Consider the following 24134-nt stretch of genomic DNA (forward strand, 5'->3'; position numbering starts at 1 on the left):
TGGCAGTCCCCACGACAACGGGGCTGTGGACTGAGACCAAACTGCAGTTCACCAGCGGGAAACCCGCGCATTTCACCGCTGTACAGTAGCCCCGTCAAGCCGCCGAATCGACCCGAAGCGCCGCCTCGGCACGCAAATACTGCTTGCTCACCACCCGCCAGTACATCAGCAAGCCGATGCCCGCAATCGCGAGACTCGCGGTATTCGCCACCCAGAACCCGCGCGCGCCGGTCACATTGAAGCCGAGCACATAGCCGCCACCGAGCCCCATACCCCACAGCGCCACCGCGTAGATCACGGTCGGCACGACCGCCACCTTATAGGCGCGCAGCACGAACGCGGTAGTGATCTGCAACGCATCGAACAGGTGATAGCACACGACGATCAACACCAGCGGCGACGCCGCCGCCACGACCTGCGCATTCGGCGTATAGCCTTCGATGATGTACGGCCGCAGCACCAGCACGACCGCGCCGTAACAGCAGGCGATCGCCATCGCCATCACGATGCCGTGACGCGACAGCGTGCGCGCCGCTGCCGGACGATGCGCGCCGAGCGCCTGCGCGACCAGCGTCGACGAAGCGATGCCGATCGACAATGGCGTCATGTACAGCACCGCACCGATATTGCCGGCGATCTGATGGCCGGCGAGCGTGGTCGTACCGAAGCGCGCGATGAAGAGCGCCATGAACGTGTAGGAGGTGACTTCGATCAGATACGACAGGCCCATCGGAATGCCCAGCCGCAGTTGCGCCGCCTGGCGCCGCCAGACTGGCCAGCAGAATTGCGCGAAGATCGCGAACGGTTTGAACACGTCGACGCGCGTCAGCAGCAACATGCCGAGCACTGCCAGCCCCCAGTTGATCGTCGTGCTGGCAAGCGCGCAACCCGGGCCGCCGAGCGCCGGCACGCCGAAACCGCCGAAGATGAACCACGTGTTGAGCGGCACTTTGAGCAGCAGCGCGCCGATCTGCAGGATCATCACGAGCCGCGGTTTGCCCACCGCATTGGTGATCGAACTGTAGACGCGAAAAGCGAGCCCGGCCGGCAAGCCGAAGGCCAGAATCCGCAGGTACGCGACGGTGCGCTCGTGCAGCGCATCGGGCACGCGCGCGACCTGCAACACCGGGCCCGGGAAAAACAGAATCAGAAAGCCGATCACCGTCAGCGCGAGCGCGAGCCACAAGGCCTGGCGAACCTCCTCGCCGATCTCGATGTAGCGGCGCGCGCCGTAGAGTTGCGCGGTAATCGGTTGCAGCGCGGTCAGAATACCGGTGAGGCCGATATACACGGAGATATAGACCGACGAGCCCAGGCCGAGCGCCGCCAGATCGACAGCCGAGTAGCGGCCGACCATCGCCGTGTCGATTACGCCGAACGCGATGATCGCCAGTTGCCCGATCAGCACCGGCCACGCGAGTCCGGCGATTTTCCGTACGTCGGCGAACATGCTCAGTCGGACTTCTTGCGCCAGTTGCGGCGCTTGACGACCGGCGGCTTCGGACGGTCGATACGCACGTACAGGCGGAAGCGTTCGTCGCGGTCGGCCACGCGGCGGCCTTCCCACACCAGCTTCCAGACGAAGTCGGACATCGCGCTCGGCTCGCCGTAGTCCTGCGTATCCTGACGCAGGATCACGTCGCAGTCCTGGTCGAAGGAGAAGTGCATGTCGCCGAAATACGCGAAGGTCGCGATTTGCGCATTGCCGAGGCGCACCGGCGAGATGCAGGTGTAGTCGTCCGGCAGATGGGCGGCGATCTGTTGGGCGACGTCCTTATAGGTCCGGCTGTAGTTGACCACCGGCAGCCACAGCGTCATGAGCAACACCCACATCAGGGTGGTGCCGGCGCTCGAGAGCACCACGCTGCGCCACAAGACTTTCGGATGGCGCGCGAGCCGCCACTGCACCAGCACGAACCAGCAGACCGTCACGGCGACCGCGCACGCGAACGACAGAATCTTGAACTGCGGCGCGAAACCCGGCGCGAGACGCGCGAGATTGCGCGCGAGCGGATGCGGAAAGCCGGTCAGCCCCGCGATATAAACCAGCCAGACGAAGCTGCCGAGAATCGTGAAGCTCAGGAGCGCGAACCAGTCGATCGCGTTGATCGCACCGCGCTTGAGCGTGGGCAACGCGAACGCCGCCAGCACCGCGAGCGGCGGCAGCAGCAGCATGTAAAGCCGGTTCGATTGATGGCTCTGCAGCACGACCAGCACGAACAGAGGTCCGATCACCGAAAGCGGAATGGCCACGTGCGGCGCGCGCCGCAATCCCGACCAGCTGAACCACGCCCACAGTGCCAACGGCCACGCGGGCCACGTGAAAAGCGGCAGGTTTTTCAGCGCGTAGCCGGCCACCGAGCCGGGCGGCCCGGCGAACGAGCTCAAGCTGACGTGCACCCATTGATTGAGATACCAGACGGCGTCGTCGGGGAAGGCGGCGAGCGCGGCGATGGGCCACGCCACGGACAGCACGAGCGCTACCGGCAGACCCGCCAGCAGCAGCCAGCGCGAGCGCGTTTCGCGCACGATCAGGGTCATTGCCAGCGTGCCGAGCAGCAGCGCGCCGACCAGCACCGGACTGCTGGCCAGCGTGACGAGCGCGATCGCGAGCCCCCAGATCAGCGCGCCCTGAATCGGCTTGTCGATCATGCGCACGAGCCCGTACACGAGCATCGCGATGCCGAAGAACTGCGCGAGTTGCGGCGTGGTTTCGTGGCCGCGCTCGGCAAGGCCGAAGCAGGCAAGCAGGATCAGCAGCGCACCGTCGGCGAGCGTGCGGCCGTAATCGCGCGGTTCCGGCTCGCCGCCGAACGCGTATTTGAACGGCTGGACTTCGGCGCGCCGGCCGAGCAGGTAAGCGGCGTACCAGACGAACGCGCAGCCCGCGCAGAACATCAGGCCCGTGAAGACGCGCGAGGCATTGCTCGCGTCGACCCACGGCGCGAGCAGGCGGATCGCGCTGGCGCCGAACCAGTAGCCGAGCGGGCCGTCTTCAGTGAGGTATTTGCCGACCAGATTCGGCAGCAGCCAGTCGTGCGCGCCGCCGTTGGCCATGGTCCACATGACGCCGAAGCCGGCTGCATCCTCGTTCTTCCACGGGTCGCGGCCGAATAGTCCGAACGATGCGTAGACGATACAGATGGTCAGCAGCAGCCAGCGCGGCAAGGCACTGGTCGCTGAGGCAGTGAGGCGAACGGCAGGTCTCATGCGGTGTGTGGATATCGGATAAGCGGTGCAGCCGGGACCGGACAGCATGTCCGGCTCGAATGGCCAGTTTGGAGCATCCGGCATTGTAGTCGTGCCGTGCGATGCGCGTCACGGCCGGTAACGGCTCGCAACGTGGTTGGGAAAGCTGTAACACGGTTTGGGTGGCGCGCCGTGCTCGTAGCTTTTCGCCGCCGCATTGGCGATGGATGATCAGCCGGGCGACAAAAAAGGGCAGCTCGCGCTGCCCTTTTGCTCCTGCTTCGCTGCCGGCCAGAGCCGGCGACGAGCCAGGTATTACTTCGCTGCGACCTTGCCGGTAGCGCGCGAGCCGAACTTGTTGCGGAACTTCTCGACGCGGCCTGCCGTGTCCATGATCTTTTGCTGGCCGGTGTAGAACGGATGCGATTCCGACGACACTTCGATCTTGGCGAGCGGGTAGGTCTTGCCTTCGAATTCGGCGGTTTCACGCGTCTGGATGGTCGAGCGCGTCACAAACTTGAAGTCGTTCGACACGTCGATGAACAGAACTTCGCGGTAATCCGGGTGAATGCCTTCTTTCATGGTCTTTCCTTTAATCTGGCGGTAGCCAACCCGCGTGCGGCCGTATTTGAACGAACCGCATCTAGGCGCGAGCCACTTGCCTATGGTCGAAAAACGGCGATTATGCCAGAAAATCAGTCGCTTGACGACTTTTGCCGCGGCTTTTTGCTAGCGGCACGCGCCGTTTTCACGGCTGTCCGGCTCGCTTGGCGACCGGCTTGCAGGCCGGGCGGCAACCCTTGCCTGGCGGGCGTTGCGCATCAGGCGGGCGTGAACGTCAAGCCCACTCGCGCGGGATCCTGCCGGTAATAGCGCGCAAGCAGCCGATACAACTCCGGATATTCCGCTTCGAACGCCTGCGGCTGAACGAACAGCGCCTCGCTGCAAACGGCAAAAAATTCCGACGGATGATCCGCCGCGTACGGATCGATCAGCGAGTCGCGCTCGAAGCGCGCCCAGCGGCGCTCCGGCACCGCGTCGACTTTCGCGCAGAAGTGGTCGTAAGCGTGGTCGAACACGTCGGCCCAAGCCTGCGAATCGAGCGGCGCGTGCCAGCGGCGCATGAGCGGCGGGTGGCCGTCCGCTTCGCCGTTCAGCATGTCGATCTTGTGCGCGAATTCGTGAATCACGACGTTGTAGGCGTCGGTGCCGTCCGTCATTTGCGCGTCTTCCCACGACAGCACCACGGGGCCGCCTTCCCATGCTTCGCCGCTCGCGTCCTGTTCGACTTCGTGCACCACGCCGTCCTGGTCCTCGACCGTCTTGCGGATCACGAATTCGCCCGGATAGACGATCACGCCGACCCAGCCGCGGTACAGATCGAGGCTCAGGTTCAACACTGGCAGACATGCCTGGGCGGCGATCGCCACGGTCATCGCGTCGGTCAGTTCCAGTTCGTGCGCGGTCGAAAATTCCTTTTGCGCGAGGAACAGGCTCGTCATTTCGCGCAAACGCACGAGGTCCGGCGCGGCGAGGTGCGCGAGGAACGGCAGGCCGTCGAGCGTGGCTTGCCAGAGCGGATCGCCGACCGCGTAGTCGCGCAGCGCGCGCTCGCGCCGGCGTGTGCCGAACCATTGAGTCAGTTTCGAGAGCATGGCCTGAAGCAACCCTAGTCGATCTGTTTTTGCCACGCGGCAAACAGGCCGCCGCATATCGCCACGCCGATCAGGAAATAGAAGCCGTCCAGCGAGGTCAGAAAGCTGGCTTGTTGCGCGACGCTGCGGCTGAGTTCCACGAGCGCCAGCGAGTGCGCCTCGGAGGGCGAGCGGCCGGCGGCGGCAAAGCCGTTCGTCAGCGCGGCGAGCGAGTTCTGGAACACAGGATTGTACGGATTCACGAACTCCGCGAGGCGAGTTTCGTGCAGCGCCTGGCGATGTTGCTCGACGATGATCACGGAGGCCGTTGCGAACGACATGGTCAGTTGCCGCACGATGTTTTTCAGCCGGTAGCCGTGGCTAAATTCTTCAATGGCGAAAATTTTGAATGTCAGATTGGCGACCGGCAGCACGATGAACAGCAGCAGCAAACCGCGCGACAGCAGCGGCAGCATCAACGCCGCTTCGCCGGCGCCCGGCGACATGCGCGTCATCAATGCCGCGGCGAACGCGGCGACCGCGAAGCCGGACACGATGATCCATTTCTTGCGCGGCAGCAGCCTCGCGTAACGCAAATAGACGAACAGCGCGCTCGCCGAAATCAGCGACGTCGTGCCGACCAGTTGCCCGGTGTTTTCGACCGGATAGCCGAGCCCGCTCTCGAGAAAGCGCGAGATCAGATAGCTGAATACCGTCGAGATGTAGTAATAAAACATGTAGAGCACGAGGCCGACCTGGAAGACCTTCTCGCGCAGCGCATGCAGGCGTACGAGCGGCGCGGGATGATGCCACTGGTGATAGGCGAACCAGCCCAGCGCGACGATCCCGGCGACGCTCAGCAGAATCAATCCGGGCGACGCGCTAAACAACTGGAAGCGCACCTGCTGCATCACGATCTGCAGCGCGCCTTGGGCTAGCGCGAAGATTACGTACGGCCAGAAATGCGCCGAGCCGCGTTCCTCCGGCAGGCGGTTGCCGGAGTCGGGCAGCGCGAGCAAGGCCAGCACGGCGAACAGCACGCCCACGGGCGCCGTGCACGCAAACAGCGCGCGCCAGTCGAAATGCCCAACCAGCTGGCCGCCGATCAGCGGCGCCAGCGCACTGCTCAGGACGATCAGTATGAGAAACGCGCGGGTCGCCGCCGGTCGCTGCTGCGGCTTGAAACTCATCTGGATCAGGATGCGGCAGGTGCCCATCATCGGGCCGATGAAGTAGCCTTGAAAGCCGCGCGCGAACGCCAGTTCGATCGACGATTCACACAGCGCCGCGGCCAGCGCGCCGGCGGCATAGAGCAGCATGCAGCCGGCCACGTAGCGCCGGTAGCCGAAGCGTTCGACCCACCATTGCTGTTGCAGGATGCCCAGCACCGCCGCGACCGCATAGGCGCTCGACGCCCACACCAGTTCATCGGGCGACGCATTGATGCCGCCCGCGATATAGCTGGTGAAAAACGAGAAGATCGAATTGTCGAAATAATCGAGGCCGGTGACGACGGCCAGCACCCAGGGGAAGAAATCGCCGCGCAGTTTTTCGATGCTGAACAACGACACGCGGGGCGATGCGGTGCTCATGAGGATTCGCCCGGCGTGGATTCGCCCGGCGTGGCGTTGTCCGGTTCTTTGGCCCGTTTCGAAGGTGTCGCGTTGCCTGCCTTGGCGCGCGCGTTGCGGCGCTGTTCAAGCAACGCCTCCGCGTTCTCGCCGGCAAGGCGCCGCTTCAGGTAGTCGAGGTCGGGGCTCAGTTCCGCGCGCAGCTTCTGCGCTTCCTTCAGTTCGCGGCGCACGCTTTCGATGCGCGCGTCGAGTGCTGCGACCTGCTGCTCGATGGCGTCGTGAATCTGCTGCAGCGATTCGGTGGAGTAGCGGTGGCCGCCGTCGACGGTTTCGAGCGGACGCTTGAGCATTTCGGTGACGCTGTGCAGCGAGAAGCCGAGCGAGCGCAAACGCAAAATGCGGCCGAAGCGCTTCAGATCGTCCTCGTCGTAAAGCCGGTAACGGCCTTCGCTGCGCGTGGGCGACACGAGGCCTCGTTCCTCGTAGTACTTCAGCGTGCGCGGGGTGACGCCGAGACGTTCGGCGGCGTCGCGCACCGTAAGCAGAGTGGGTGAGTCCTTGGACATAGGCGTGTGGCAGACATGACGGACCGGCTGTATTGTACTTCAACGTGTACGTTCACGTATAGGTTGCCGCGCTAATCGACGCGTGCGTTGGAAACCGGCCGTGGCCTGTGCGCCGTGCGCGGGGGGGAAATCAAAGGGCGAAAAAAAACCGCTCGTTTGCGACGAGCGGCTTTTTCGTGCGATGCGTAAACTTCGATTGGTACGGCTAGATCAGCCCAATTCCTTAGCTGCCGCCACCGCGACGCATCATGTCGAAGAACTCCGAATTGCTCTTCGTCTGACGGATCTTGTCGAGCAGGAATTCCATCGACTCGACTTCGTCCATGTCGTGAATGAACTTGCGCAGCACCCAGATCTTTTGCAGCACTTCAGGCTTGATCAGCAGTTCTTCGCGGCGCGTGCCGGACTTGTTCAGGTTGATCGACGGATAGACGCGCTTTTCAGCAAGACGGCGCTCCAGGTGCACTTCCATGTTGCCGGTGCCCTTGAATTCTTCGTAGATCACGTCGTCCATGCGGCTGCCGGTTTCGATCAGCGCCGTGCCGATGATGGTCAGCGAACCGCCTTCCTCGATATTGCGCGCCGCGCCGAAGAAGCGCTTCGGACGTTGCAGCGCGTTGGCGTCGACACCACCCGTCAGCACCTTGCCCGAGGCCGGCACGACCGTGTTGTACGCACGCGCGAGACGCGTGATCGAGTCGAGCAGAATCACCACGTCGTTCTTCATTTCGACGAGACGCTTGGCTTTTTCGATCACCATTTCGGCGACTTGAACGTGACGCGCGGCCGGTTCGTCGAACGTGGAGGCGATCACTTCGCCCGCCACCGAGCGCTGCATTTCGGTCACTTCTTCCGGGCGTTCGTCGATCAGCAGCACGAACAGCACGACATCCGGATGGTTCTGCTTGATCGCGTGGGCGATGTGCTGAAGCATCACGGTCTTACCCGACTTCGGCGATGCGACCAGCAGGCCGCGCTGGCCTTTGCCGATCGGCGCGATCATGTCGATGATGCGGCCCGTGACGTTTTCCTCGCCACGCATTTCACGTTCGAGCAGCAGCACCTTGTTCGGGTGCAGCGGCGTCAGGTTTTCGAACATGATCTTGTGCTTCGAGGCCTCAGGCGGCTGGCCGTTGACCTTGTCCACCTTCACCAGCGCGAAATAGCGTTCGCCGTCTTTCGGCGTACGCACTTCGCCTTCGATCGTGTCGCCCGTATGCAGGTTGAAGCGGCGGATTTGCGACGGGCTGATGTAAATATCGTCCGTGCTGGCCAGGTACGAAGTTTCCGGCGAACGCAGGAAGCCGAAGCCGTCCGGCAGCACTTCGAGCGTGCCGTCGCCGAAGATCGTGTCGCCCGTTTTGGCTCGTTTTTTTAGAATGGCGAACATCAATTCCTGCTTGCGCAGGCGGTTCGCACTTTCGATCTCAAGGCCATTGGCCATCTCGATCAATTCGGACACGTGCAGAGTCTTAAGCTCGGATAAATGCATACGGAGAACCCGCAGGAGAAGGTGCGACGAAATGAAATCTGGGAGGAGAGTGAGCGGAACCGCTCAAGGACTTACACGTCTTTTCGACGTTTTGCGGATTCTAGCATAGCACACGCCAGTTTCCGCCGGTGCGACGGTATGGCATCTTTCTTGTCAAGCGTGTTGTCGCCCGACAACACGCTTAACACAACGCGCCCGCGGCTTTCAGAGAGGCCTCGCAGCGCGTTGCTCTGACCGCTTTACAGGTTGCCGTCGAGGAACGCGGTGAGTTGCGACTTCGACAGTGCGCCGACCTTCTGCGCGGCGACAGCGCCGTTCTTGAACAGGATCAGCGTGGGGATACCGCGCACGCCGAACTTGACCGGCGTCGATTGATGTTCGTCGACGTTGATCTTGGCGATTTGCAGGCGATCGGCGTAATCCTTCGCGACTTCGTCGAGGATCGGCGCGATCATTTTGCACGGACCGCACCATTCAGCCCAGAAATCGAGCAGCACGGGTTTATCGGATTTCACGACGTCCTGTTCGAACGATGCGTCGCTAATATGCTTGATTTGTTCGCTCATTGTATGAATACCTCTATCGGTTCGAGGCCCGCCTGAATTGCTCGCCACGATACGTCAAAACCTAAGGAAACTTCCGTTCGCTTTGCCGCAACCGGAACTTTGCCGACACACACCGGAAAAGGTGTGAACCTGTTTCGGAGTATGCGGAAGGCTCGCGTTTGCGGGTCATCCGTACGGCAGTTTAGCTTAATTCGCTATGCGTTGCCGGGGCCGATAGTACTCATCAGGGCAGTGGGGCCAATGGCTGCCGACGGAGTGCCACCGTGATTCATCAAACCATGACGCAACCTATCTGGTGGCTTGCCGGCCAAACTCAAGTGGCTTTTGCCGGCCTCGCTGCGAGATCGGCTATATGGCGTGGAAGTAGCGATTCGGCGTGCTGTTGACGATTTGCTCGTATTAACAGTCGCACGACGGACCAAGCGATGATAGAATGTTTCGTGACGGGCCTCCTCGCATGGAGGGATGGTCAACCTGGTCAGGTCGGGAACGAAGCAGCCACAGCCGTTTTCCACCAGTGCCGAGGGTCGGGCTCGTCACCTTCCTTTTCTGTTGTTCTTGTTTTTCTCCGCGGGTTCTTCCGCAAACGCATTCCATCTTCTGTTTACCCTGAGCGCAGCGGCATGCAGCCACGCCTCCCGATGTTTCTCGCGCGCTTCATCTATTTTTTTCTATCGGTCCGTTAGCCGCTTCCAATGAAGTGACAGCATGCGTTCGCGAGCGGTCGCGAATCGGTTTTGCACGCCATCGTTACTGATACAATTTCCCGATGACCTATCAAGTTCTCGCACGCAAATGGCGGCCGAAGGATTTCGCTTCGCTCGTCGGACAGGAGCACGTGGTGCGCGCGCTCACGCACGCGCTCGACGGCGGCCGTCTGCACCATGCCTATCTGTTTACCGGCACGCGCGGCGTCGGCAAAACCACGCTGTCGCGCATCTTCGCCAAGGCGCTGAACTGCGAAACCGGCGTGACCTCCACGCCGTGCGGCGTGTGCCGCGCGTGCCGCGAGATCGACGAAGGGCGCTTCGTCGATTATGTGGAAATGGACGCGGCGAGTAATCGCGGCGTCGACGAAATGGCGGCACTGCTGGAGCGCGCCGTCTACGCGCCGGTGGATGCGCGCTTCAAGGTCTATATGATCGACGAAGTGCACATGCTGACCAATCACGCCTTCAACGCCATGTTGAAGACGCTGGAAGAACCGCCTTCGCACGTCAAGTTCATTCTCGCCACGACGGATCCGCAAAAGATTCCGGTCACGGTGCTGTCGCGCTGTCTGCAGTTCAATCTGAAGCAGATGCCCGCCGGCCACATCGTCTCGCATCTCGAACATATTCTCGGCGAAGAGAAGGTGCCGTACGACGCCCAGGCGCTGCGCCTGCTCGCGCGCGCGGCCGACGGCTCGATGCGCGACGCGCTTTCGCTGACCGATCAGGCGATCGCCTATTCGGCCAATCAGGTCAACGAAGAAGCCGTGCGCGGCATGCTCGGCGCGCTCGACCAGAGCTATCTCATTCGTCTGCTCGACGCGCTCGCGGACGGCGACGGGGCCGCAGTGCTGTCGGTCGCCGACGAGATGGCGTTGCGCAGCCTGTCGTTTTCCACGGCGCTGCAGGATCTGGCGAGTTTGCTGCATCGGATCGCGTGGGCGCAGTTCGCGCCGTCGTCGGTACTGGACGAGTGGCCCGAGGCGGGCGACTTGCGCCGCTTCGCTGAAGCCTTGAGCGCCGAGCAGGTGCAACTGTTTTATCAGATCGCGACGATCGGCCGGAGCGAACTGGGTCTCGCGCCGGACGAATACGCCGGCTTCACCATGACGCTGCTGCGCATGCTCGCGTTCGAACCGGCGCCCACGGGCGGCGGCGGTGGCGCCGTGGGTTCGGCGCGCGCGTCTGGCCAGGCGGGAGCGAGTGGGGCAAAACGTGCCGGTGCGCCAGCTGTGGCCGCGCAGCAGGGTGTGTCGGGAGCGCCGGCGAGCGCGATTGCAAGCGCTGCGTTGACGAATTCGCGTGGTGCGAGCGTGAACGCCGCTGCGCTTGTTCGCGAAACGCAGCCGGACAATGCCGCAGCATTGGCGAAGGGCGCCGCGGTTCAGCCGGCGCAGCAAGCCAATAGCCCAATTGAAGTGCCGCCTGCTGATAACAGCGTTCAAGCTACGCCGCCGGATTCTGGCCGAGGCGAGGCAGCAGAGCAATCACCTTGCGCGGAACCGGCGGTCGCCGGCGAGTCGGTGCCGGTTGTTCACAACGTGAATTCGGCGCAGTCGCAGCCTGTGGACGATGCCGCCGCGGCATCCGCGTCGCCAGTCTCGTCTGCGGCCACGGCGGCCGCCGCCTTGGCACCGTGGGATGACGCGCCTACCGACTCGGCGGCGAACGAAGTTTCCGTAACCACTGAGCCCGATGGTTCGGCGACGAACAACGTCCCCGGACCCCTCGCCGACTCAGCGCCCGCGACTTCGCTAAGCGCACCCGCAGCTGCGGCGCTCGCTCGCACCGAGCAGGCCGCCGCCGCGGCACCGCTGGAAGAGCCGTCGCCCACAGCCGATAGCGCACCGCGTCGCGCAGGCGGCGCGAGCGCGGCGCTCGACGTCCTGCGCAGCGCCGGTTTGAAAGTGTCCTCGGACCGTGGCCGCGCGAGCGCAGCAGCGGCCGCAAAACCTGCCGTTCCCGCTACGCCGAAACCCGCCGCGCCGCGCGTCGTCGTTCCCGTGCCGACGCCGGGCGCACCGCGCCGCGCACCGCAAGAGGCAGCACCGGCGGCTCGCGCGTCCGCCTCTTCAGCGCCCGCGCAACGCAACGGCGCCGAGCAGAACGGCGCGTCGGTGCCGCCGTGGGACGACATGCCGCCCGACGAATACATGCCGCTCACCGCCGCGGACGAAGGTTATTACGGCCTGCCCGACGACGGCTACATGCCCGTTTTCGACAGCGGCCCGGATGATGTTCGCGTGAATACCTCCGCAGCGTCCACGCCGGCGCCGGTGGTCGATCAACGTCCGCTGCCGCCCGCGGTGCCGCTCGATCCGCTCGGTTTCAAGGGCGACTGGCCGGCGCTCGCCGTCGACTTGCCGCTCAAGGGCATTTCCTATCAGCTGGCGTTCAACAGCGAACTGATGGCGCTCGAGGGCAACACGCTCAAACTGAGCGTGCCGGTGCCGCAGTACGCGGAAGCCTCGCAGGTCGCTAAACTGAAAGCCGCGCTCGCCGACAGGCTTGGCCAGGCTGTCGACGTGCTCGTCGAAGTCGGTCCGGCGCGCCGCACGGCCGCCGCGCATGACGCCGCCTTGCGCGCGCAGCGCCAGCAGGAAGCGGAGCGCGAGATCGGCGCCGATCCGTTCGTGCAGTCGCTGATCCGCGAGTTCGGCGCGAGCATCGTGCCGGGCTCGATCCGCCCGATTACTCCGGACGCCGGCGCGAACGGCGCGCCGTCGGTCCACTGATTCGCAGCGCAACACGTTTTAGCGCGCCCGATTTCCGAATTTCACGCTATCAAGAAGGAGCATGTCCATGATGAAAGGCCAACTCGCCGGGCTGATGAAGCAAGCTCAGCAGATGCAGGAAAACATGAAGAAGATGCAGGAGCAACTCGCGCTGATCGAAGTCGAGGGGCAGTCGGGCGCCGGTCTCGTGAAGGTGACGATGACCTGCAAGAACGACGTGCGCCGTGTATCGATCGACCCGAGCCTGCTCGCCGACGACAAGGACATGCTGGAAGACCTGGTCGCCGCCGCGTTCAACGACGCCGTGCGTAAAGCCGAAGCCACCGCGCAGGAAAAGATGGGCGGCATGACTTCGGGTCTGCCACTGCCGCCGGGCTTCAAACTGCCGTTCTGAACGTGACGACGCCGTAAGGCGGCGGCTCAGGCGCCGCGGCAGTTGTCGCCGCGGCGTGAACGGAACGTGTGAATTGCGCCCATGCATATGCCGCCGGTGCTGCACTCGCTGCGCGCTTGTTCCGGCTTGACTCGACCGGCGTTCGTTCGGCTGAGGCGTGCAACGTGCGCCCTCGGGCTGGCCCTCGCCGCAATGATGGAAACCGATCGTATCAACCGCATCGCCACCCGGATTGCCGGGCACTACCCACTTCGACGCCGATCCGCATGAAACAACCTTCCGCCTTGTCGGCGCTCGTCGAGGCGCTGCGCGCGCTGCCCGGCGTCGGGCCGAAGTCCGCGCAACGCATGGCTTATCACCTGATGCAGCACGATCGCGACGGCGCCGAAAAACTCGGCCGTTCGTTGCTGTTCGCCACAGAGCATCTGAAGCACTGCGAGAAGTGCAACACCTTCACCGAGGCGCAGATCTGCGAGGTCTGCCTCGATGAGGAGCGCGATGCCACTTTGCTGTGCGTCGTCGAAACGCCTGCCGATCAGATCATGCTCGAGCAGACCATGACCTATCGCGGCCTCTATTTCGTGCTGATGGGACGTCTGAGTCCGCTCGACGGCATTGGGCCGAAGGAGATTCATTTCGACCGGCTGGTCAAACGCGCATCGGATGGCGTGGTCAAGGAAGTCGTGCTCGCCACCAATTTCACCAACGAAGGCGAGGCGACCGCGCATTACCTCGGGCAGACGCTCAAGGCGCGCGGTTTGGCCGTGACGCGCCTCGCGCGCGGTGTGCCGGTGGGCGGCGAACTCGAATACGTGGACGCCGGCACGATCGCCCGCGCCATGCTCGACCGGCGTTCGATGTAGCACAAGGCGCTCGCCGTATGGCGACGCGCGTTAGCGCGGAACAGCTTTGCATGGGGCGGAGTAGGCGCTAAAGCGCCTACTCCCGCCGACAGCTTTGCATGGGACCCGAGTAAGCGCTAAAGCGCTAACTCTGGTCGACAGCTTTGCATGGGGCGGGAGTAAGCGCTAAAGCGCCAACTCCGGCCGACAGCTTTGCATGGGACCCGAGTAAGCGCTGAAGCGCTAACTCGGGTCGACAAAGGAGACACATGAGCGCTACCTCTGAATCAGGCGCGAGCGCCGCGCCGCAAGATAAAACCGGCCCGCTCGCCGGCGTCAAGGTGCTGGAACTCGGCACGCTGATCGCCGGCCCGTTCGCCGCGCGCTTTCTTGGCGAGTTCGGCGCCGACGTCATCAAGATCGAAGATCCCAAGGGCGGCGACCCGCTGCGCAAATGGCGCAAACTCTATCCGGAAGTCGGCGGCACGTCGCTATGGTGGGCCGTGCAGGCACGTAACAAGAAATCCGTCACGATCAATCTGAAGGCGGAAGAGGGCAAGGAGATCGTGCGGCGCCTCGCGAAAGAAGCGGATATCGTCGTCGAAAATTTCCGGCCCGGTTTGCTGGAGAAACTCGGGCTCGGCTATGACGTGCTGTCGGCGGAAAATCCCGGTCTTGTCATGGTGCGGCTCTCCGGTTACGGGCAAACCGGTCCGTATCGCGACCGGCCCGGCTTCGGCGCGATCGCCGAATCAATGGGCGGCTTGCGTCATATCACCGGCTACCCGGACTTGCCGCCGCCGCGCATCGGTATCTCGATCGGCGATTCGATCGCCGCGCTGCACGGCGTGATCGGCGCGCTGATGGCGCTGCATCACAAACAGGTGAACGGCGGCAAAGGGCAGGTCGTCGACGTCGCGCTATACGAGGCCGTCTTCAACATGATGGAAAGCGTGGTGCCCGAATACGGCGTGTACGGCATGGTGCGCGAGCGCACCGGCGCGTCGCTGCCGGGTATCGTGCCGTCCAATACGTATCCGTGCCGCGACGGCAGTATCGTGATCGGCGGCAATAGCGATCCGATCTTCAAGCGCCTGATGATCGCGATCGAACGCGAGGATCTCGCCAGCGATCCGGCGCTCGCGCATAACGACGGGCGCGTGCCGCGCACCCAGGAAATCGACGGCGCGATCGCCGCCTGGCTTGCCACGCGCACCATCGACGAAGCGCTCGCGGTGCTCAATGCCGCCGACGTGCCGGTGGGCCGCATCTACAGTGTGGCGGACATGTTTACCGATCCGCAGTTCATGGCGCGCCAGATGATCCAGCGTTTCAAGTGGCAGGACGGTAAGGAGATCACGCTGCCGTCGGTTACGCCGAAGCTCTCGGCCACGCCGGGCGAGACACGCTGGCTCGGCTCGGAACTGGGTGAACATACCGATGAAGTCCTGCAATCGCTAGGTTATGATGCAGACCACATTGCAAGGTTGCACGCGCAACAGATCGTTTGAGCAGCACACGCGGCGCCCACGAGCGCCGCGCTAAAAAGATAAACCGGACCACGAAAGTTTGGAGACTCGAGCCCATGCAACGGAGAAGTTTTCTCGCCGGCACCGCCGCACTCGCGGGCGCCACGCTCGCCGCCACGCCGCTCGCCTTCGCGCAGGGCAAACCTGAAACCAGCAAGGTGGCGATCGCCGTCGGCGGCAAGAACCTGTTCTACTACTTGCCGCTCACCATCGCCGAGCGCCGCAATTACTTCAAGGACGAGGGGCTCGACGTCGAAATCTCCGACTTCGCCGGCGGCTCGCAGGCGTTGAAGGCGGCGGTCGGGGGCAGCGCGGACGTGGTGTCCGGCGCGTTCGAGCATACGTTGCTGCTGCAGGCGCAAAAGCAGATGTTCCGCGAATTCGTGCTGCAAGGGCGCGCGCCGCAAATCGTGCTCGCGGTTTCGAAGAAGACCATGCCGAACTACAAGTCGATTGCCGATCTGAAGGGCAAGAAAATCGGCGTGACCGCGCCGGGCTCGTCGACCTCGATCATGGCGAGCTTCGTGCTGGCGAAAGCGGGGCTGAGCGCGAAAGACGTCGCGTTTATCGGCGTCGGCGCGGGCGCCGGCGCGATCGCCGCGTTGCAGTCGGGGCAGATCGACGCGATCGCCAATCTCGACCCGGTCATGACCAAGCTCGAGCGCACCGGCGAGATTCGCGTGGTGTCGGACACGCGTACGCTCGCCGATACGCGCAGCGTCTTCGGTGGCGACATGCCGGCGGGGTGTCTCTACGCCTCGCAAAGCTTCATCACGAAGAATCCCAACACCACGCAGGCGCTGACCAACGCGATGGTGCGCGCGCTCAAGTGGCTGCAAACGGCGACCGGCAGCGAACTGATCAACACGGTGCCGGAAGGCTACCTGCTCGGCGACCGCGCGGTGTATCTGGACGCGTGGCAGCACGTGAAGGAAGCGATGTCGCCCGACGGCCTGATGCCGGCGGACGGTCCCGCGACGTCGCTGAAGACCTTGCAGGCATTCGATCCGAACGTGCAGGGCAAGCCGATCGACCTGTCGAAGACGTGGACCAACGACTTCGTCAAGAAAGCGCTGACTACCGTCAAGGTTTGAGTCGAGCGCGGGCATCCGGACTGTGAGGCGACGCAGCGCGCGTCGCCACCGCCCGATCCCGGCGCCGCGTGCGATGACGTGACCTGATCACATACCAATCCGATCTTTCGAAGCGAGCTGAACGATGACCGTTGCCGCACTGGCGCTCGAGAACATCACCTGCACGTTCGCTGCGCGCGACAATCGCGCGCAGCGTTACACGGCGGTGAAGGACAGCACGCTGCGCATCGCGCCGGGCGAGTTCGTCTCGGTGGTCGGGCCGACCGGTTGCGGCAAGTCCACACTGCTGAATGTCGGCGCGGGTTTGCTAGGACCTTCGTCGGGCACGGTCAGCGTGTTCGGCGAGCCGCTCAAGGGCATTAACCGGCGCGCCGGCTATATGTTCCAGGCCGACGCGCTGATGCCGTGGCGCTCGGCCATCGACAACGTCATGGCCGGCCTCGCGTTCCACGGTGTACCGCCGGCAGAAGCGCGCGTCAAAGCCGACGAGTGGTTAAAGCGCGTAGGCCTCGGCGGCTTTGGCGATCGCTATCCGCATCAGCTATCGGGCGGCATGCGCAAGCGAGTCGCGATGGCGCAGACGCTGATTCTCGATCCGGACATCATTCTGATGGACGAGCCGTTTTCCGCACTCGATATCCAGACGCGCCAGTTGATGGAAAACGAGTTGCTCGACCTATGGGCCGCCAAGCGCAAAGCGGTGCTGTTCATCACGCACGATCTCGACGAAGCGATCGCGATGTCCGACCGCGTGGTGGTGCTTTCGGCCGGTCCGGGCACGCACCCGATCGGCGAATTCACGATCGACCTGCCTCGTCCGCGCGACGTCGCCGAAATCCGTTCGCATCCGCGTTTCGTCGAGTTGCATGCGCAGATCTGGAGCGTGCTGCGCGACGAAGTGCTCAAAGGCTATCAGCAGCAACTCACCGCCGTATAAAACGTAAGCGCGTCACGTATTGGCGTTAATCAATCGTCCAAGGCAAACCGAGTCATGTGGAAGACGTTGCGCCCGAACCGGGCGAATCTGGTGATCTGGCAATGGCTGCTGCTCGTGCTGTGCTTCGTGTTCTGGTACGTGCTGACCAGCCCGACGCTGCTGCCGCCTTTCTATTTCGACGATCCGAACAAGGCCGCGTTCTTTTTCGGCGAGCCGCAGAAAGTGCTGCAACGGATCTGGGAGTGGTTCGTGGGCGGCGAGATCTATCTGCACCTGTGGATCACGCTGGTCGAAACCGTGCTCGCGTTCGCGCTCGGCACGGCGCTCGGGCTCGGCGTGGGCTTGTGGCTCGCGCTCTCGCCGCTGGCGAGCGCGCTGTTCGATCCGTACATCAAAGCCGCCAACTCGATGCCGCGCGTGATTCTCGCGCCGATCTTCGGCGTGTGGTTCGGGCTGGGCATCTGGTCGAAGGTGGCGCTCGGCGTCACGCTGGTGTTCTTTATCGTGTTCTTCAACGTCTATCAGGGCGTGAAGGAAGTCAGTCCGGTCGTGCTCGCCAACGCGCGCATGCTCGGCGCGAACGGCAAGCATCTGCTGCGCTTCGTCTACTTGCCTAGTGCGATGAGCTGGGTGTTTTCGAGCTTGCATACGTCGGTGGGACTGGCGTTCGTCGGCTCGGTGGTGGGGGAGTATCTTGGCTCGGCGCGCGGCGTCGGCTACCTGATTCTGCAGGCCGAAGGCACCTTCGATATCAATACCGTGTTTGCCGGGATTCTGGTGTTGACCGCGTTCGCGCTGATTCTGGATGCGATCGTGGGCATCGGCGAGCGGCGCTTGATGAAGTGGCAGCCTAAGACCGGCGACACGGAAAAGCTGTAGGGCAGAGCGGCGCGCGTTCGATACGCGCGAAGCCCAATGCTCAATACGCAACGCACCAGGCTTAGCAAAAAAGAAACGACGCGCGAGTTGGAAAACCGCGCGTCGTTTCTTTTAGTTGCTACCAGACCGAATCGGTCACACGAGGACTAAGGCGTCACCACCACCTTCCCGATCACGCGACGCTCGGCCATATCCCGTAACGCGCGCCCCGTATCTTCGAGCGAATAGCGCGCCGACACATACGGCTTGAGCTTGCCTTCACCGATCCACCGCGTCATCTGCTGAAACGCCGCGTGATTGTGCTGCGGTTCGCGCTTCGCAAAGTCGCCCCAGAACACGCCGACCAGACTCGCGCCTTTGAGCAGCGTCAGGTTGAGCGGCAGCTTCGGAATCTCGCCGTTGGCGAAGCCGACCACCAGATAACGCCCGCGCCAGCCGATGCTGCGAAATGCCGGCTCCGCATACACGCCGCCCACCGGATCGTAGATCACGTCCGGGCCTTTGCCGTCGGTAAGCGCCTTGACGCGCTCGCGCAGATCTTCGGTGCTGTAGTTGATGGTGGCATCCGCGCCGTGCTTGACGCAGGTCGCGAGTTTCTCGTCGCTCGACGCCGCCGCGATCACGCGCGCGCCGAGCGCCTTGCCGATTTCGACGGCTGCCAGCCCGACGCCGCCGGCCGCGCCGAGCACCAGCATCGTCTCGCCCGCCTGCAACGCGCCGCGATCGACCACGGCGTGATGCGACGTGCCGTACGCCAGCGTGAACGCCGCCGCCAACTCGAAGTCCACATGGTCCGCCAACGGTACGCACGCCGCGGCCGGCGCGAGCGCCTGCTCCGCGAAACCGCCTTGACCCGTGAAGGCGACCACGCGCGAGCCGGGCTTGAACTGCGTGACGTCGGCGCCGACCGCGCGCACCACGCCCGCGACTTCCGAACCGGGCGTGAAGGGCAGGGGCGGTTTGAACTGGTATTTGTTCTCGATGATCAGCACGTCGGGAAAGTTGACGGCCGCGGCTTTCACGTCGATCACGACATGGCCTGGCGGCGCTTCGAGGTCCGGCAGGTTTTCGACGACCAGGCTCTCCGGCGGCCCATATTGTTTGCAGCGAATCGCGCGCATCGTGTCTCCGTTTCGATCAGGGGTTCGCAAGTATTCTGAGTGTAAAACAATCAGCACGACCGTGCGTTTTTATTGACTCGCACGCGATCGGCGAGTGCTCGATGCATGTTCGGCCGCCGACTCGCGCCAGCCTTTCACGATCCCGACGCGTGCGCATTGCATACGTCGCGCGCACGGCCTGTCGTGTCGTTCGCGCGTCTTCTTTCCTCGGTTACAATCGCCGCATGCGAATCCTACTCAGCAACGACGACGGTTATCTGGCGCCCGGCCTTGCTGCGCTTTACGAAGCGCTCAAGCCGATCGCGGACGTCACCGTGATGGCACCCGAGCAGAATTGCAGCGGCGCGTCGAATTCCCTGACGCTGTCGCGGCCGCTCTCGGTATTGCGCTCGGCCAACGGTTTCTATTACGTGAACGGCACGCCTACCGACTCGGTGCACATCGCGTTGACCGGCATGCTCGACCACACGCCGGACCTCGTGATCTCGGGCATCAACAACGGTCAGAACATGGGCGAAGACACGCTCTATTCGGGCACCGTCGCGGCCGCCACCGAGGGCATCATGTTCGGCGTGCCGGCCATTGCGTTCTCGCTCGTCGACAAGGACTGGGTGCATCTCGACGACGCCGTGCGTGTCGCCGCTGAAATCGTCGCGCACTATCTGCAGCAGCCGTTGCCAGGGCATCCGCTCCTGAACGTCAACATTCCGAATCTGCCCTACGAACAACTCGGCGACTGGCAGATCACGCGTCTCGGCAAACGGCATCCGTCGCAGCCGGTGATTCGCCAGACCAACCCGCGTGGCGAGCCGATCTACTGGATCGGTCCGGCGGGCAGCGCGCGCGACGCGAGCGAAGGCACCGACTTTCACGCTGTCGCCAACGGCCACGTGTCGATCACGCCATTGCAGCTCGACCTGACCCACACGCAAATGCTGCCCGCAGCGCGCGACTGGGCGCGCGCCGGCGGCGGCGCTTCATGACCAGCGAGCGCGCCAAGCGCTTTCCGCTCGGCCTCGAGGATCTGGTGCGCGAACCGCGCCGGCCCGAAGGACGCCCAGGCGAAATCCGCGCGGCGGCGCTCGCCGCGAGCGCGGCACTGAACGCGCGCCAGCAGCCCGCGAAGAATGCGCCGCCCGGCTCCGCGGGTAAATCCCAATCCAGGCAGGCAAGGGCGCAGCCCGCGGTGCAGCTGAAACCGCAAGCCAAGCCTTCGGCGGCGACGCCGCCGAAGCCGGTGGCCGCGCCGTCCGTTAAAACGCCGGCCAAGCCGGTCGTTCAAAGTTCGACGACACGCACCGCGCCGCAGTCGGCGACATCGGCCAAACCGGCGGCCCGATCCAACGAGCGCAGTGCCGCGCCGAACGTCGCTTTGAACGGCGCGATGGCACTGACGTCGGAACGGGTTCGCGAACGGATGGTCGAACGCCTGCGTGCGAACGGCGTGACCGATCAGCGCGTGTTGAACGCGATGTCGGTGGTGCCGCGCCACATGTTCGTCGACCCGGGTCTCGCGGTTCAGGCCTACGAAGATGCGGCGTTGCCGATCGGCCATCACCAGACGATCTCCAAGCCGTCGGTGGTGGCGCGGATGATCGAGCTGGCCGCCGCCGGCCGCGTGCTGAACAACGTGCTCGAAATCGGCACCGGCTGCGGTTACCAGGCGGCCGTGCTGAGCCAGGTCGCGCGCGAGGTTTATTCGATCGAGCGCATCAAGCCGCTGTCCGAACGCGCGAAGACGAACTTGCGTCCGCTGCGCATCCCGAACATTCGCCTGCATTACGGCGACGGACGGTTGGGACTGCCGGCGGCGGCGCCGTTCGACGCGATTGTGATCGCCGCGGCGGGGCTGGACGTACCGCAAGCATTACTTGAACAACTCGCGATCGGCGGCCGTCTGGTCGCGCCGGTCGGCTCGCAGGACGGCCAGAACCAGGTGCTGACTCTGGTCGAGCGCCTCGGACCCGCGCAGTGGCGCGAGTCGCGGCTTGATCGCGTTTTCTTTGTACCCTTAAAATCCGGAGTGATTTGACACCGATGAGTATGTTGCGCGCGATGCAAAGAACCACACTGAATGTCCCCATGACCGTAACCCAGCGTAGCGTGTGCGTGCTCGCCTTGTCCCTGTTGATGACGGCTTGCGCATCCCGGCTCGATCAGGCGCCGGTCGTCGACCGCTCCGGCGGCGGCGTGCTCGGCACGCAAGCCACGCAGCCGGCCGTGCCGCTCGGACCGCCGCCGCCTGGCTACTATCGCGTGAAGCCGGGCGACACGCTGTACCGGATCGCGTTGGAGAACGGCCAGAACTACCGCGACATTTCGGCGTGGAACAATCTGACCAACCCGAATCAGATCGAAGTCGATCAGTTGCTGCGCGTCGTGCCGCCGGGTGCGAACACCGCGGCGCTGACGCCGGGCGTGTCGACCGCGCCGATCGGCAGCGGTGGTGCGGTGCAAAGCGCACCGCTCGGCAGCACGTCCGGGTCGGCGGGCGGGACTGCTGGCGCAGCCGGTGTCGCGGCGCCGCCCATCTACGGTTCTACGACGAACAACGCGTCGCTGACGCCGCCCGCCACGCCTGGCGCGGCCAGCGATTCCAACGCCGGCGCGTCCGGCAACGTGGCGTTCGCGTGGCCGGTGCGCGGACCGCTGCTCGGCACGTTCAACGACTCGACCAACAAGGGCGTCAATATCGGCGGCGCTGCCGGCGATCCGGTGAAGGCGTCGGCGGACGGCCGCGTGGTTTATGCCGGAAATGGGCTGCGTGGTTACGGCAATCTCATTATCATCAAGCATGATGCAACTTATCTCACGGCGTATGCACATAACCGCTCTTTGATGGTAAAAGAGGGGGACGCGGTGACGAAGGGGCAGAAGATCGCCGAGATGGGCAACAGCGATTCCGACCGTGTGATGTTGCATTTCGAAGTTCGCCGGCAGGGTAAACCTGTCGACCCACTGAAGTATTTGCCGCCGCAATAAGCGATACGACCATGCCGAAATCGAAGCGCCGCCCGCCGCAAGCCGAGTCTGAGACGATCAGCCACGCTATGTCCGCTTCGGTGGAGGAAAGCGGCGCTTCGGAAGTGGAAGAAGAAGTCGCGGAGGAACGCGATCTCGACGAACGCCAGGGCGGCGCGGACGAAGCCGGCGAGACCCGTGAAGGCGCGAGCGAAGCCGCGCCGGACGCAGACGATTTCCGCGCGCTGCTGCAAGCCGAGCTGACGGCCGACACGATTCAGCACTACCTGAACCGTATCAGCGTCAAGCCGCTTCTCACCGTCGAGGAAGAGCAGAAGTATTCGCGTCTTGCCAAGGCAGGCGAATTCGAAGCGCGGCAAGTTATGATCGAGCGCAATCTGCGGCTCGTCGTCAGCATCGCGAAGGGCTATCTGAATCGCGGCGTGCCGCTGCTCGATCTGATCGAGGAAGGCAATCTCGGCCTGATGCACGCGATCGAAAAATTCGATCCGACGCGCGGCTTCCGGTTTTCCACTTATGCCACGTGGTGGATTCGCCAGAGTATCGAGCGCGCCATCATGAATCAGGCGCGCACGGTCCGTTTGCCGGTACACGTGATTCGCGAGCTCAACCAGGTGTTGCGCGCCAAGCGCCATCTGGAAAAAAATTCGATGAATTCGGGCGAGGCCGCCGAGCGCCGCGACGCCAGTATCGACGACATCGCCTATCTGACCGGCAAGACCACCGACGAAGTCACCGACATCCTCGCGCTGAACGAGCACACCGCGTCGCTCGACGCGCCGCTCGATCTCGATCCGGCGAGCAGCCTGCTCGATTTGCTGTCCGACGACCAGAGCCAGTCGCCGGATGCCGAAGTGCAGCACCGCGAACTGGAAACGCTTACACGCGCGTGGCTGGCTCGCCTGTCGGACAAGCATCGTCATGTGATCGAGCGGCGCTTCGGCCTGAATCACATCGAACCCGCCACGCTCGAAGAGCTGGCCGACGAAATGGGCCTCACGCGCGAGCGTGTGCGCCAGATCCAACAGGAAGCGCTCGTGCGGTTGAAGCGCTTCTTCGCCTCCAACGGTGTTCGCAAGGACGCCGTTCTATAACCTGATGACACCGATTCTTGTTTTCGACATCGAGACGATTCCCGATGTCGCCGGCATTCGCCGCCTCGAAGATTTGCCCGCCGACCTGAGCGACGCCGAAGTCGCCGAGCATGCATTCGCCGCGCGCCGCGAAAAAACCGGTAGCGATTTCCTGCCGCATCATCTGCAGCGGATCGCGGCGATTTCCTGCGTGTTCCGCGACAACAATGGTTTCCGGGTGCGCTCGCTGGGCACGCTGGAAGACGGCGAGGCAGCGCTGGTGCAGTCGTTTTATCGCGTGATCGAGAAGTACACGCCGCAACTCGTGTCGTGGAACGGCGGCGGCTTCGACCTGCCGGTGCTGAACTACCGCGCGCTCGTCAACGGCATTCCCGCCTGCAAGTTCTGGGATCTCGGCGAGGACGACCGCGAGTTCAAGTGGAACAACTACATCAGCCGCTACCACGCGCGTCACACGGATCTGATGGATGTGCTCGCCATGTACCAGGCGCGCGCCAACGCGCCGCTCGACGCGCTCGCCAAGATGTGCGGCTTCCCAGGCAAAATGGGCATGGACGGCAGTCAGGTGTGGCACGCGTATCAGCAAGGGCGCATCGAGGAAATTCGCAATTACTGCGAGACGGACGTCGTCAATACATACTTGCTCTATTGCCGCTTCCAACTGATTCGCGGCGCGTTTTCGCCCGCGGAGTATGCTGACGAGATCAACCTGGTCAAGAACGCGCTGGCGCTGGAAACGGCGCCGCAATGGGCCGAGTATCTGGCGGCGTTTGAACAGTAAGCCGCTTGCGGTCGG

Annotated in this window: 21 protein-coding genes and 1 other RNA gene; 13 read left to right on the plus strand and 9 right to left on the minus strand. The window is 63.7% G+C overall.

What is annotated here, in order from left to right; genetic code table 11:
- Positions 1-94: 94 nt before the first annotated feature.
- From B0G80_RS02345 to trxA, 8 genes are all read right to left on the minus strand, one after another.
- Positions 95-1450, minus strand: coding sequence for an MATE family efflux transporter (locus B0G80_RS02345; RefSeq protein WP_116116837.1), 1356 nt, complete (start codon positions 1448-1450; stop codon positions 95-97).
- Between the two features lie 2 nt (positions 1451-1452).
- Complete coding sequence (locus B0G80_RS02350; protein ID WP_116119480.1) at positions 1453-3210, minus strand: glycosyltransferase family 39 protein; 1758 nt, start codon at positions 3208-3210, stop codon at positions 1453-1455.
- Between the two features lie 294 nt (positions 3211-3504).
- Positions 3505-3771: a type B 50S ribosomal protein L31 gene (locus B0G80_RS02355; RefSeq protein WP_007182076.1), complete on the minus strand. Its 267-nt coding sequence runs from the start codon at positions 3769-3771 to the stop codon at positions 3505-3507.
- Positions 3772-4010: 239 nt separating this feature from the next.
- Positions 4011-4844, minus strand: coding sequence for a zinc-dependent peptidase (locus tag B0G80_RS02360; protein WP_116119481.1), 834 nt, complete (start codon positions 4842-4844; stop codon positions 4011-4013).
- 14 nt (positions 4845-4858) lie between these two features.
- Positions 4859-6415 (minus strand): MFS transporter, encoded by a 1557-nt coding sequence (locus B0G80_RS02365; protein WP_116116838.1) that lies wholly within the window; start codon positions 6413-6415, stop codon positions 4859-4861.
- Entirely contained in the window at positions 6412-6963 is a 552-nt protein-coding gene (locus tag B0G80_RS02370) for a MerR family transcriptional regulator (RefSeq protein WP_116116839.1), read from the minus strand. Before B0G80_RS02370 ends, B0G80_RS02365 begins: the two co-directional genes overlap by 4 nt.
- Before the next feature lie 223 nt (positions 6964-7186).
- Positions 7187-8455, minus strand: coding sequence for a transcription termination factor Rho (rho, locus tag B0G80_RS02375; RefSeq protein ID WP_006048863.1), 1269 nt, complete (start codon positions 8453-8455; stop codon positions 7187-7189).
- A 239-nt stretch (positions 8456-8694) separates the two neighbouring features.
- Entirely contained in the window at positions 8695-9021 is a 327-nt protein-coding gene (gene trxA / locus B0G80_RS02380) for a thioredoxin TrxA (RefSeq protein WP_006048864.1), read from the minus strand.
- A gap of 442 nt (positions 9022-9463) precedes the next feature.
- On the opposite strand from trxA, the gene ffs reads away from it, so the two are divergent.
- The 8 genes from ffs (at position 9464) to B0G80_RS02430 (ending at position 18141) form a co-directional block, all read left to right on the plus strand.
- Positions 9464-9562, plus strand: an RNA gene (gene ffs, locus B0G80_RS02385) — signal recognition particle sRNA small type.
- A gap of 228 nt (positions 9563-9790) precedes the next feature.
- On the plus strand, positions 9791-12466 hold the full coding sequence (locus tag B0G80_RS02390) for a DNA polymerase III subunit gamma/tau (RefSeq protein WP_116116840.1): 2676 nt from the start codon (positions 9791-9793) through the stop codon (positions 12464-12466).
- 67 nt (positions 12467-12533) lie between these two features.
- The gene (locus B0G80_RS02395) at positions 12534-12860 is read left to right on the plus strand and encodes a YbaB/EbfC family nucleoid-associated protein (protein WP_007182071.1); all 327 of its coding nucleotides are present in this window, start codon (positions 12534-12536) and stop codon (positions 12858-12860) included.
- 266 nt (positions 12861-13126) lie between these two features.
- Positions 13127-13723, plus strand: coding sequence for a recombination mediator RecR (gene recR, locus B0G80_RS02400; RefSeq protein ID WP_106283547.1), 597 nt, complete (start codon positions 13127-13129; stop codon positions 13721-13723).
- 248 nt (positions 13724-13971) lie between these two features.
- Complete coding sequence (locus tag B0G80_RS02415; protein ID WP_116116841.1) at positions 13972-15213, plus strand: CaiB/BaiF CoA-transferase family protein; 1242 nt, start codon at positions 13972-13974, stop codon at positions 15211-15213.
- Positions 15214-15287: 74 nt separating this feature from the next.
- Positions 15288-16325 (plus strand): ABC transporter substrate-binding protein, encoded by a 1038-nt coding sequence (locus B0G80_RS02420; RefSeq protein WP_116116842.1) that lies wholly within the window; start codon positions 15288-15290, stop codon positions 16323-16325.
- A 124-nt stretch (positions 16326-16449) separates the two neighbouring features.
- Positions 16450-17262 carry an ABC transporter ATP-binding protein gene (locus B0G80_RS02425; protein ID WP_116116843.1) on the plus strand — a complete coding sequence of 271 codons (813 nt, stop codon included), beginning with the start codon at positions 16450-16452 and terminating at the stop codon, positions 17260-17262.
- Positions 17263-17316: 54 nt separating this feature from the next.
- Positions 17317-18141 (plus strand): ABC transporter permease, encoded by an 825-nt coding sequence (locus B0G80_RS02430; RefSeq protein ID WP_116116844.1) that lies wholly within the window; start codon positions 17317-17319, stop codon positions 18139-18141.
- 146 nt (positions 18142-18287) lie between these two features.
- Here B0G80_RS02430 and B0G80_RS02435 read toward each other — a convergent pair whose 3' ends face one another.
- Positions 18288-19262: an NADPH:quinone oxidoreductase family protein gene (locus tag B0G80_RS02435; protein WP_116116845.1), complete on the minus strand. Its 975-nt coding sequence runs from the start codon at positions 19260-19262 to the stop codon at positions 18288-18290.
- A gap of 224 nt (positions 19263-19486) precedes the next feature.
- On the opposite strand from B0G80_RS02435, the gene surE reads away from it, so the two are divergent.
- The 5 genes from surE to B0G80_RS02460 are packed head-to-tail and all read left to right on the plus strand — an operon-like array spanning position 19487 to position 24119.
- Positions 19487-20245: a 5'/3'-nucleotidase SurE gene (gene surE / locus B0G80_RS02440; protein WP_116119482.1), complete on the plus strand. Its 759-nt coding sequence runs from the start codon at positions 19487-19489 to the stop codon at positions 20243-20245.
- Positions 20242-21294 (plus strand): protein-L-isoaspartate(D-aspartate) O-methyltransferase, encoded by a 1053-nt coding sequence (locus B0G80_RS02445; RefSeq protein WP_116116846.1) that lies wholly within the window; start codon positions 20242-20244, stop codon positions 21292-21294. Before surE ends, B0G80_RS02445 begins: the two co-directional genes overlap by 4 nt.
- Before the next feature lie 5 nt (positions 21295-21299).
- The gene (locus B0G80_RS02450; RefSeq protein ID WP_116116847.1) at positions 21300-22244 is read left to right on the plus strand and encodes a peptidoglycan DD-metalloendopeptidase family protein; all 945 of its coding nucleotides are present in this window, start codon (positions 21300-21302) and stop codon (positions 22242-22244) included.
- Positions 22245-22255: 11 nt separating this feature from the next.
- Positions 22256-23338 carry an RNA polymerase sigma factor RpoS gene (rpoS, locus tag B0G80_RS02455; protein ID WP_106283539.1) on the plus strand — a complete coding sequence of 361 codons (1083 nt, stop codon included), beginning with the start codon at positions 22256-22258 and terminating at the stop codon, positions 23336-23338.
- Between the two features lie 4 nt (positions 23339-23342).
- A complete protein-coding gene (locus B0G80_RS02460; RefSeq protein WP_116116848.1) occupies positions 23343-24119 on the plus strand; it encodes a 3'-5' exonuclease in 777 nt (258 codons plus the stop codon).
- Positions 24120-24134 lie beyond the last annotated feature (15 nt).

It is taken from the genome of Paraburkholderia sp. BL6669N2 (genome assembly GCF_003387275.1).
Lineage (GTDB): Bacteria > Pseudomonadota > Gammaproteobacteria > Burkholderiales > Burkholderiaceae > Paraburkholderia.

Coding starts and splice junctions, on each gene's coding strand:
- surE (WP_116119482.1), top strand. CDS start 19,487: ATGCGAATCCTACTCAGCAACGACGACGGTTATCTGGCGCCCGGCCTT.
- B0G80_RS02360 (WP_116119481.1), bottom strand. CDS start 4,844: ATGCTCTCGAAACTGACTCAATGGTTCGGCACACGCCGGCGCGAGCGC.
- B0G80_RS02415 (WP_116116841.1), top strand. CDS start 13,972: ATGAGCGCTACCTCTGAATCAGGCGCGAGCGCCGCGCCGCAAGATAAA.
- rpoS (WP_106283539.1), top strand. CDS start 22,256: ATGCCGAAATCGAAGCGCCGCCCGCCGCAAGCCGAGTCTGAGACGATC.
- B0G80_RS02395 (WP_007182071.1), top strand. CDS start 12,534: ATGATGAAAGGCCAACTCGCCGGGCTGATGAAGCAAGCTCAGCAGATG.
- recR (WP_106283547.1), top strand. CDS start 13,127: ATGAAACAACCTTCCGCCTTGTCGGCGCTCGTCGAGGCGCTGCGCGCG.
- B0G80_RS02450 (WP_116116847.1), top strand. CDS start 21,300: ATGAGTATGTTGCGCGCGATGCAAAGAACCACACTGAATGTCCCCATG.
- B0G80_RS02420 (WP_116116842.1), top strand. CDS start 15,288: ATGCAACGGAGAAGTTTTCTCGCCGGCACCGCCGCACTCGCGGGCGCC.
- B0G80_RS02435 (WP_116116845.1), bottom strand. CDS start 19,262: ATGCGCGCGATTCGCTGCAAACAATATGGGCCGCCGGAGAGCCTGGTC.
- B0G80_RS02355 (WP_007182076.1), bottom strand. CDS start 3,771: ATGAAAGAAGGCATTCACCCGGATTACCGCGAAGTTCTGTTCATCGAC.
- B0G80_RS02430 (WP_116116844.1), top strand. CDS start 17,317: ATGTGGAAGACGTTGCGCCCGAACCGGGCGAATCTGGTGATCTGGCAA.
- B0G80_RS02350 (WP_116119480.1), bottom strand. CDS start 3,210: ATGAGACCTGCCGTTCGCCTCACTGCCTCAGCGACCAGTGCCTTGCCG.
- trxA (WP_006048864.1), bottom strand. CDS start 9,021: ATGAGCGAACAAATCAAGCATATTAGCGACGCATCGTTCGAACAGGAC.
- B0G80_RS02445 (WP_116116846.1), top strand. CDS start 20,242: ATGACCAGCGAGCGCGCCAAGCGCTTTCCGCTCGGCCTCGAGGATCTG.
- rho (WP_006048863.1), bottom strand. CDS start 8,455: ATGCATTTATCCGAGCTTAAGACTCTGCACGTGTCCGAATTGATCGAG.
- B0G80_RS02365 (WP_116116838.1), bottom strand. CDS start 6,415: ATGAGCACCGCATCGCCCCGCGTGTCGTTGTTCAGCATCGAAAAACTG.
- B0G80_RS02370 (WP_116116839.1), bottom strand. CDS start 6,963: ATGTCCAAGGACTCACCCACTCTGCTTACGGTGCGCGACGCCGCCGAA.
- B0G80_RS02345 (WP_116116837.1), bottom strand. CDS start 1,450: ATGTTCGCCGACGTACGGAAAATCGCCGGACTCGCGTGGCCGGTGCTG.
- B0G80_RS02390 (WP_116116840.1), top strand. CDS start 9,791: ATGACCTATCAAGTTCTCGCACGCAAATGGCGGCCGAAGGATTTCGCT.
- B0G80_RS02425 (WP_116116843.1), top strand. CDS start 16,450: ATGACCGTTGCCGCACTGGCGCTCGAGAACATCACCTGCACGTTCGCT.
- B0G80_RS02460 (WP_116116848.1), top strand. CDS start 23,343: ATGACACCGATTCTTGTTTTCGACATCGAGACGATTCCCGATGTCGCC.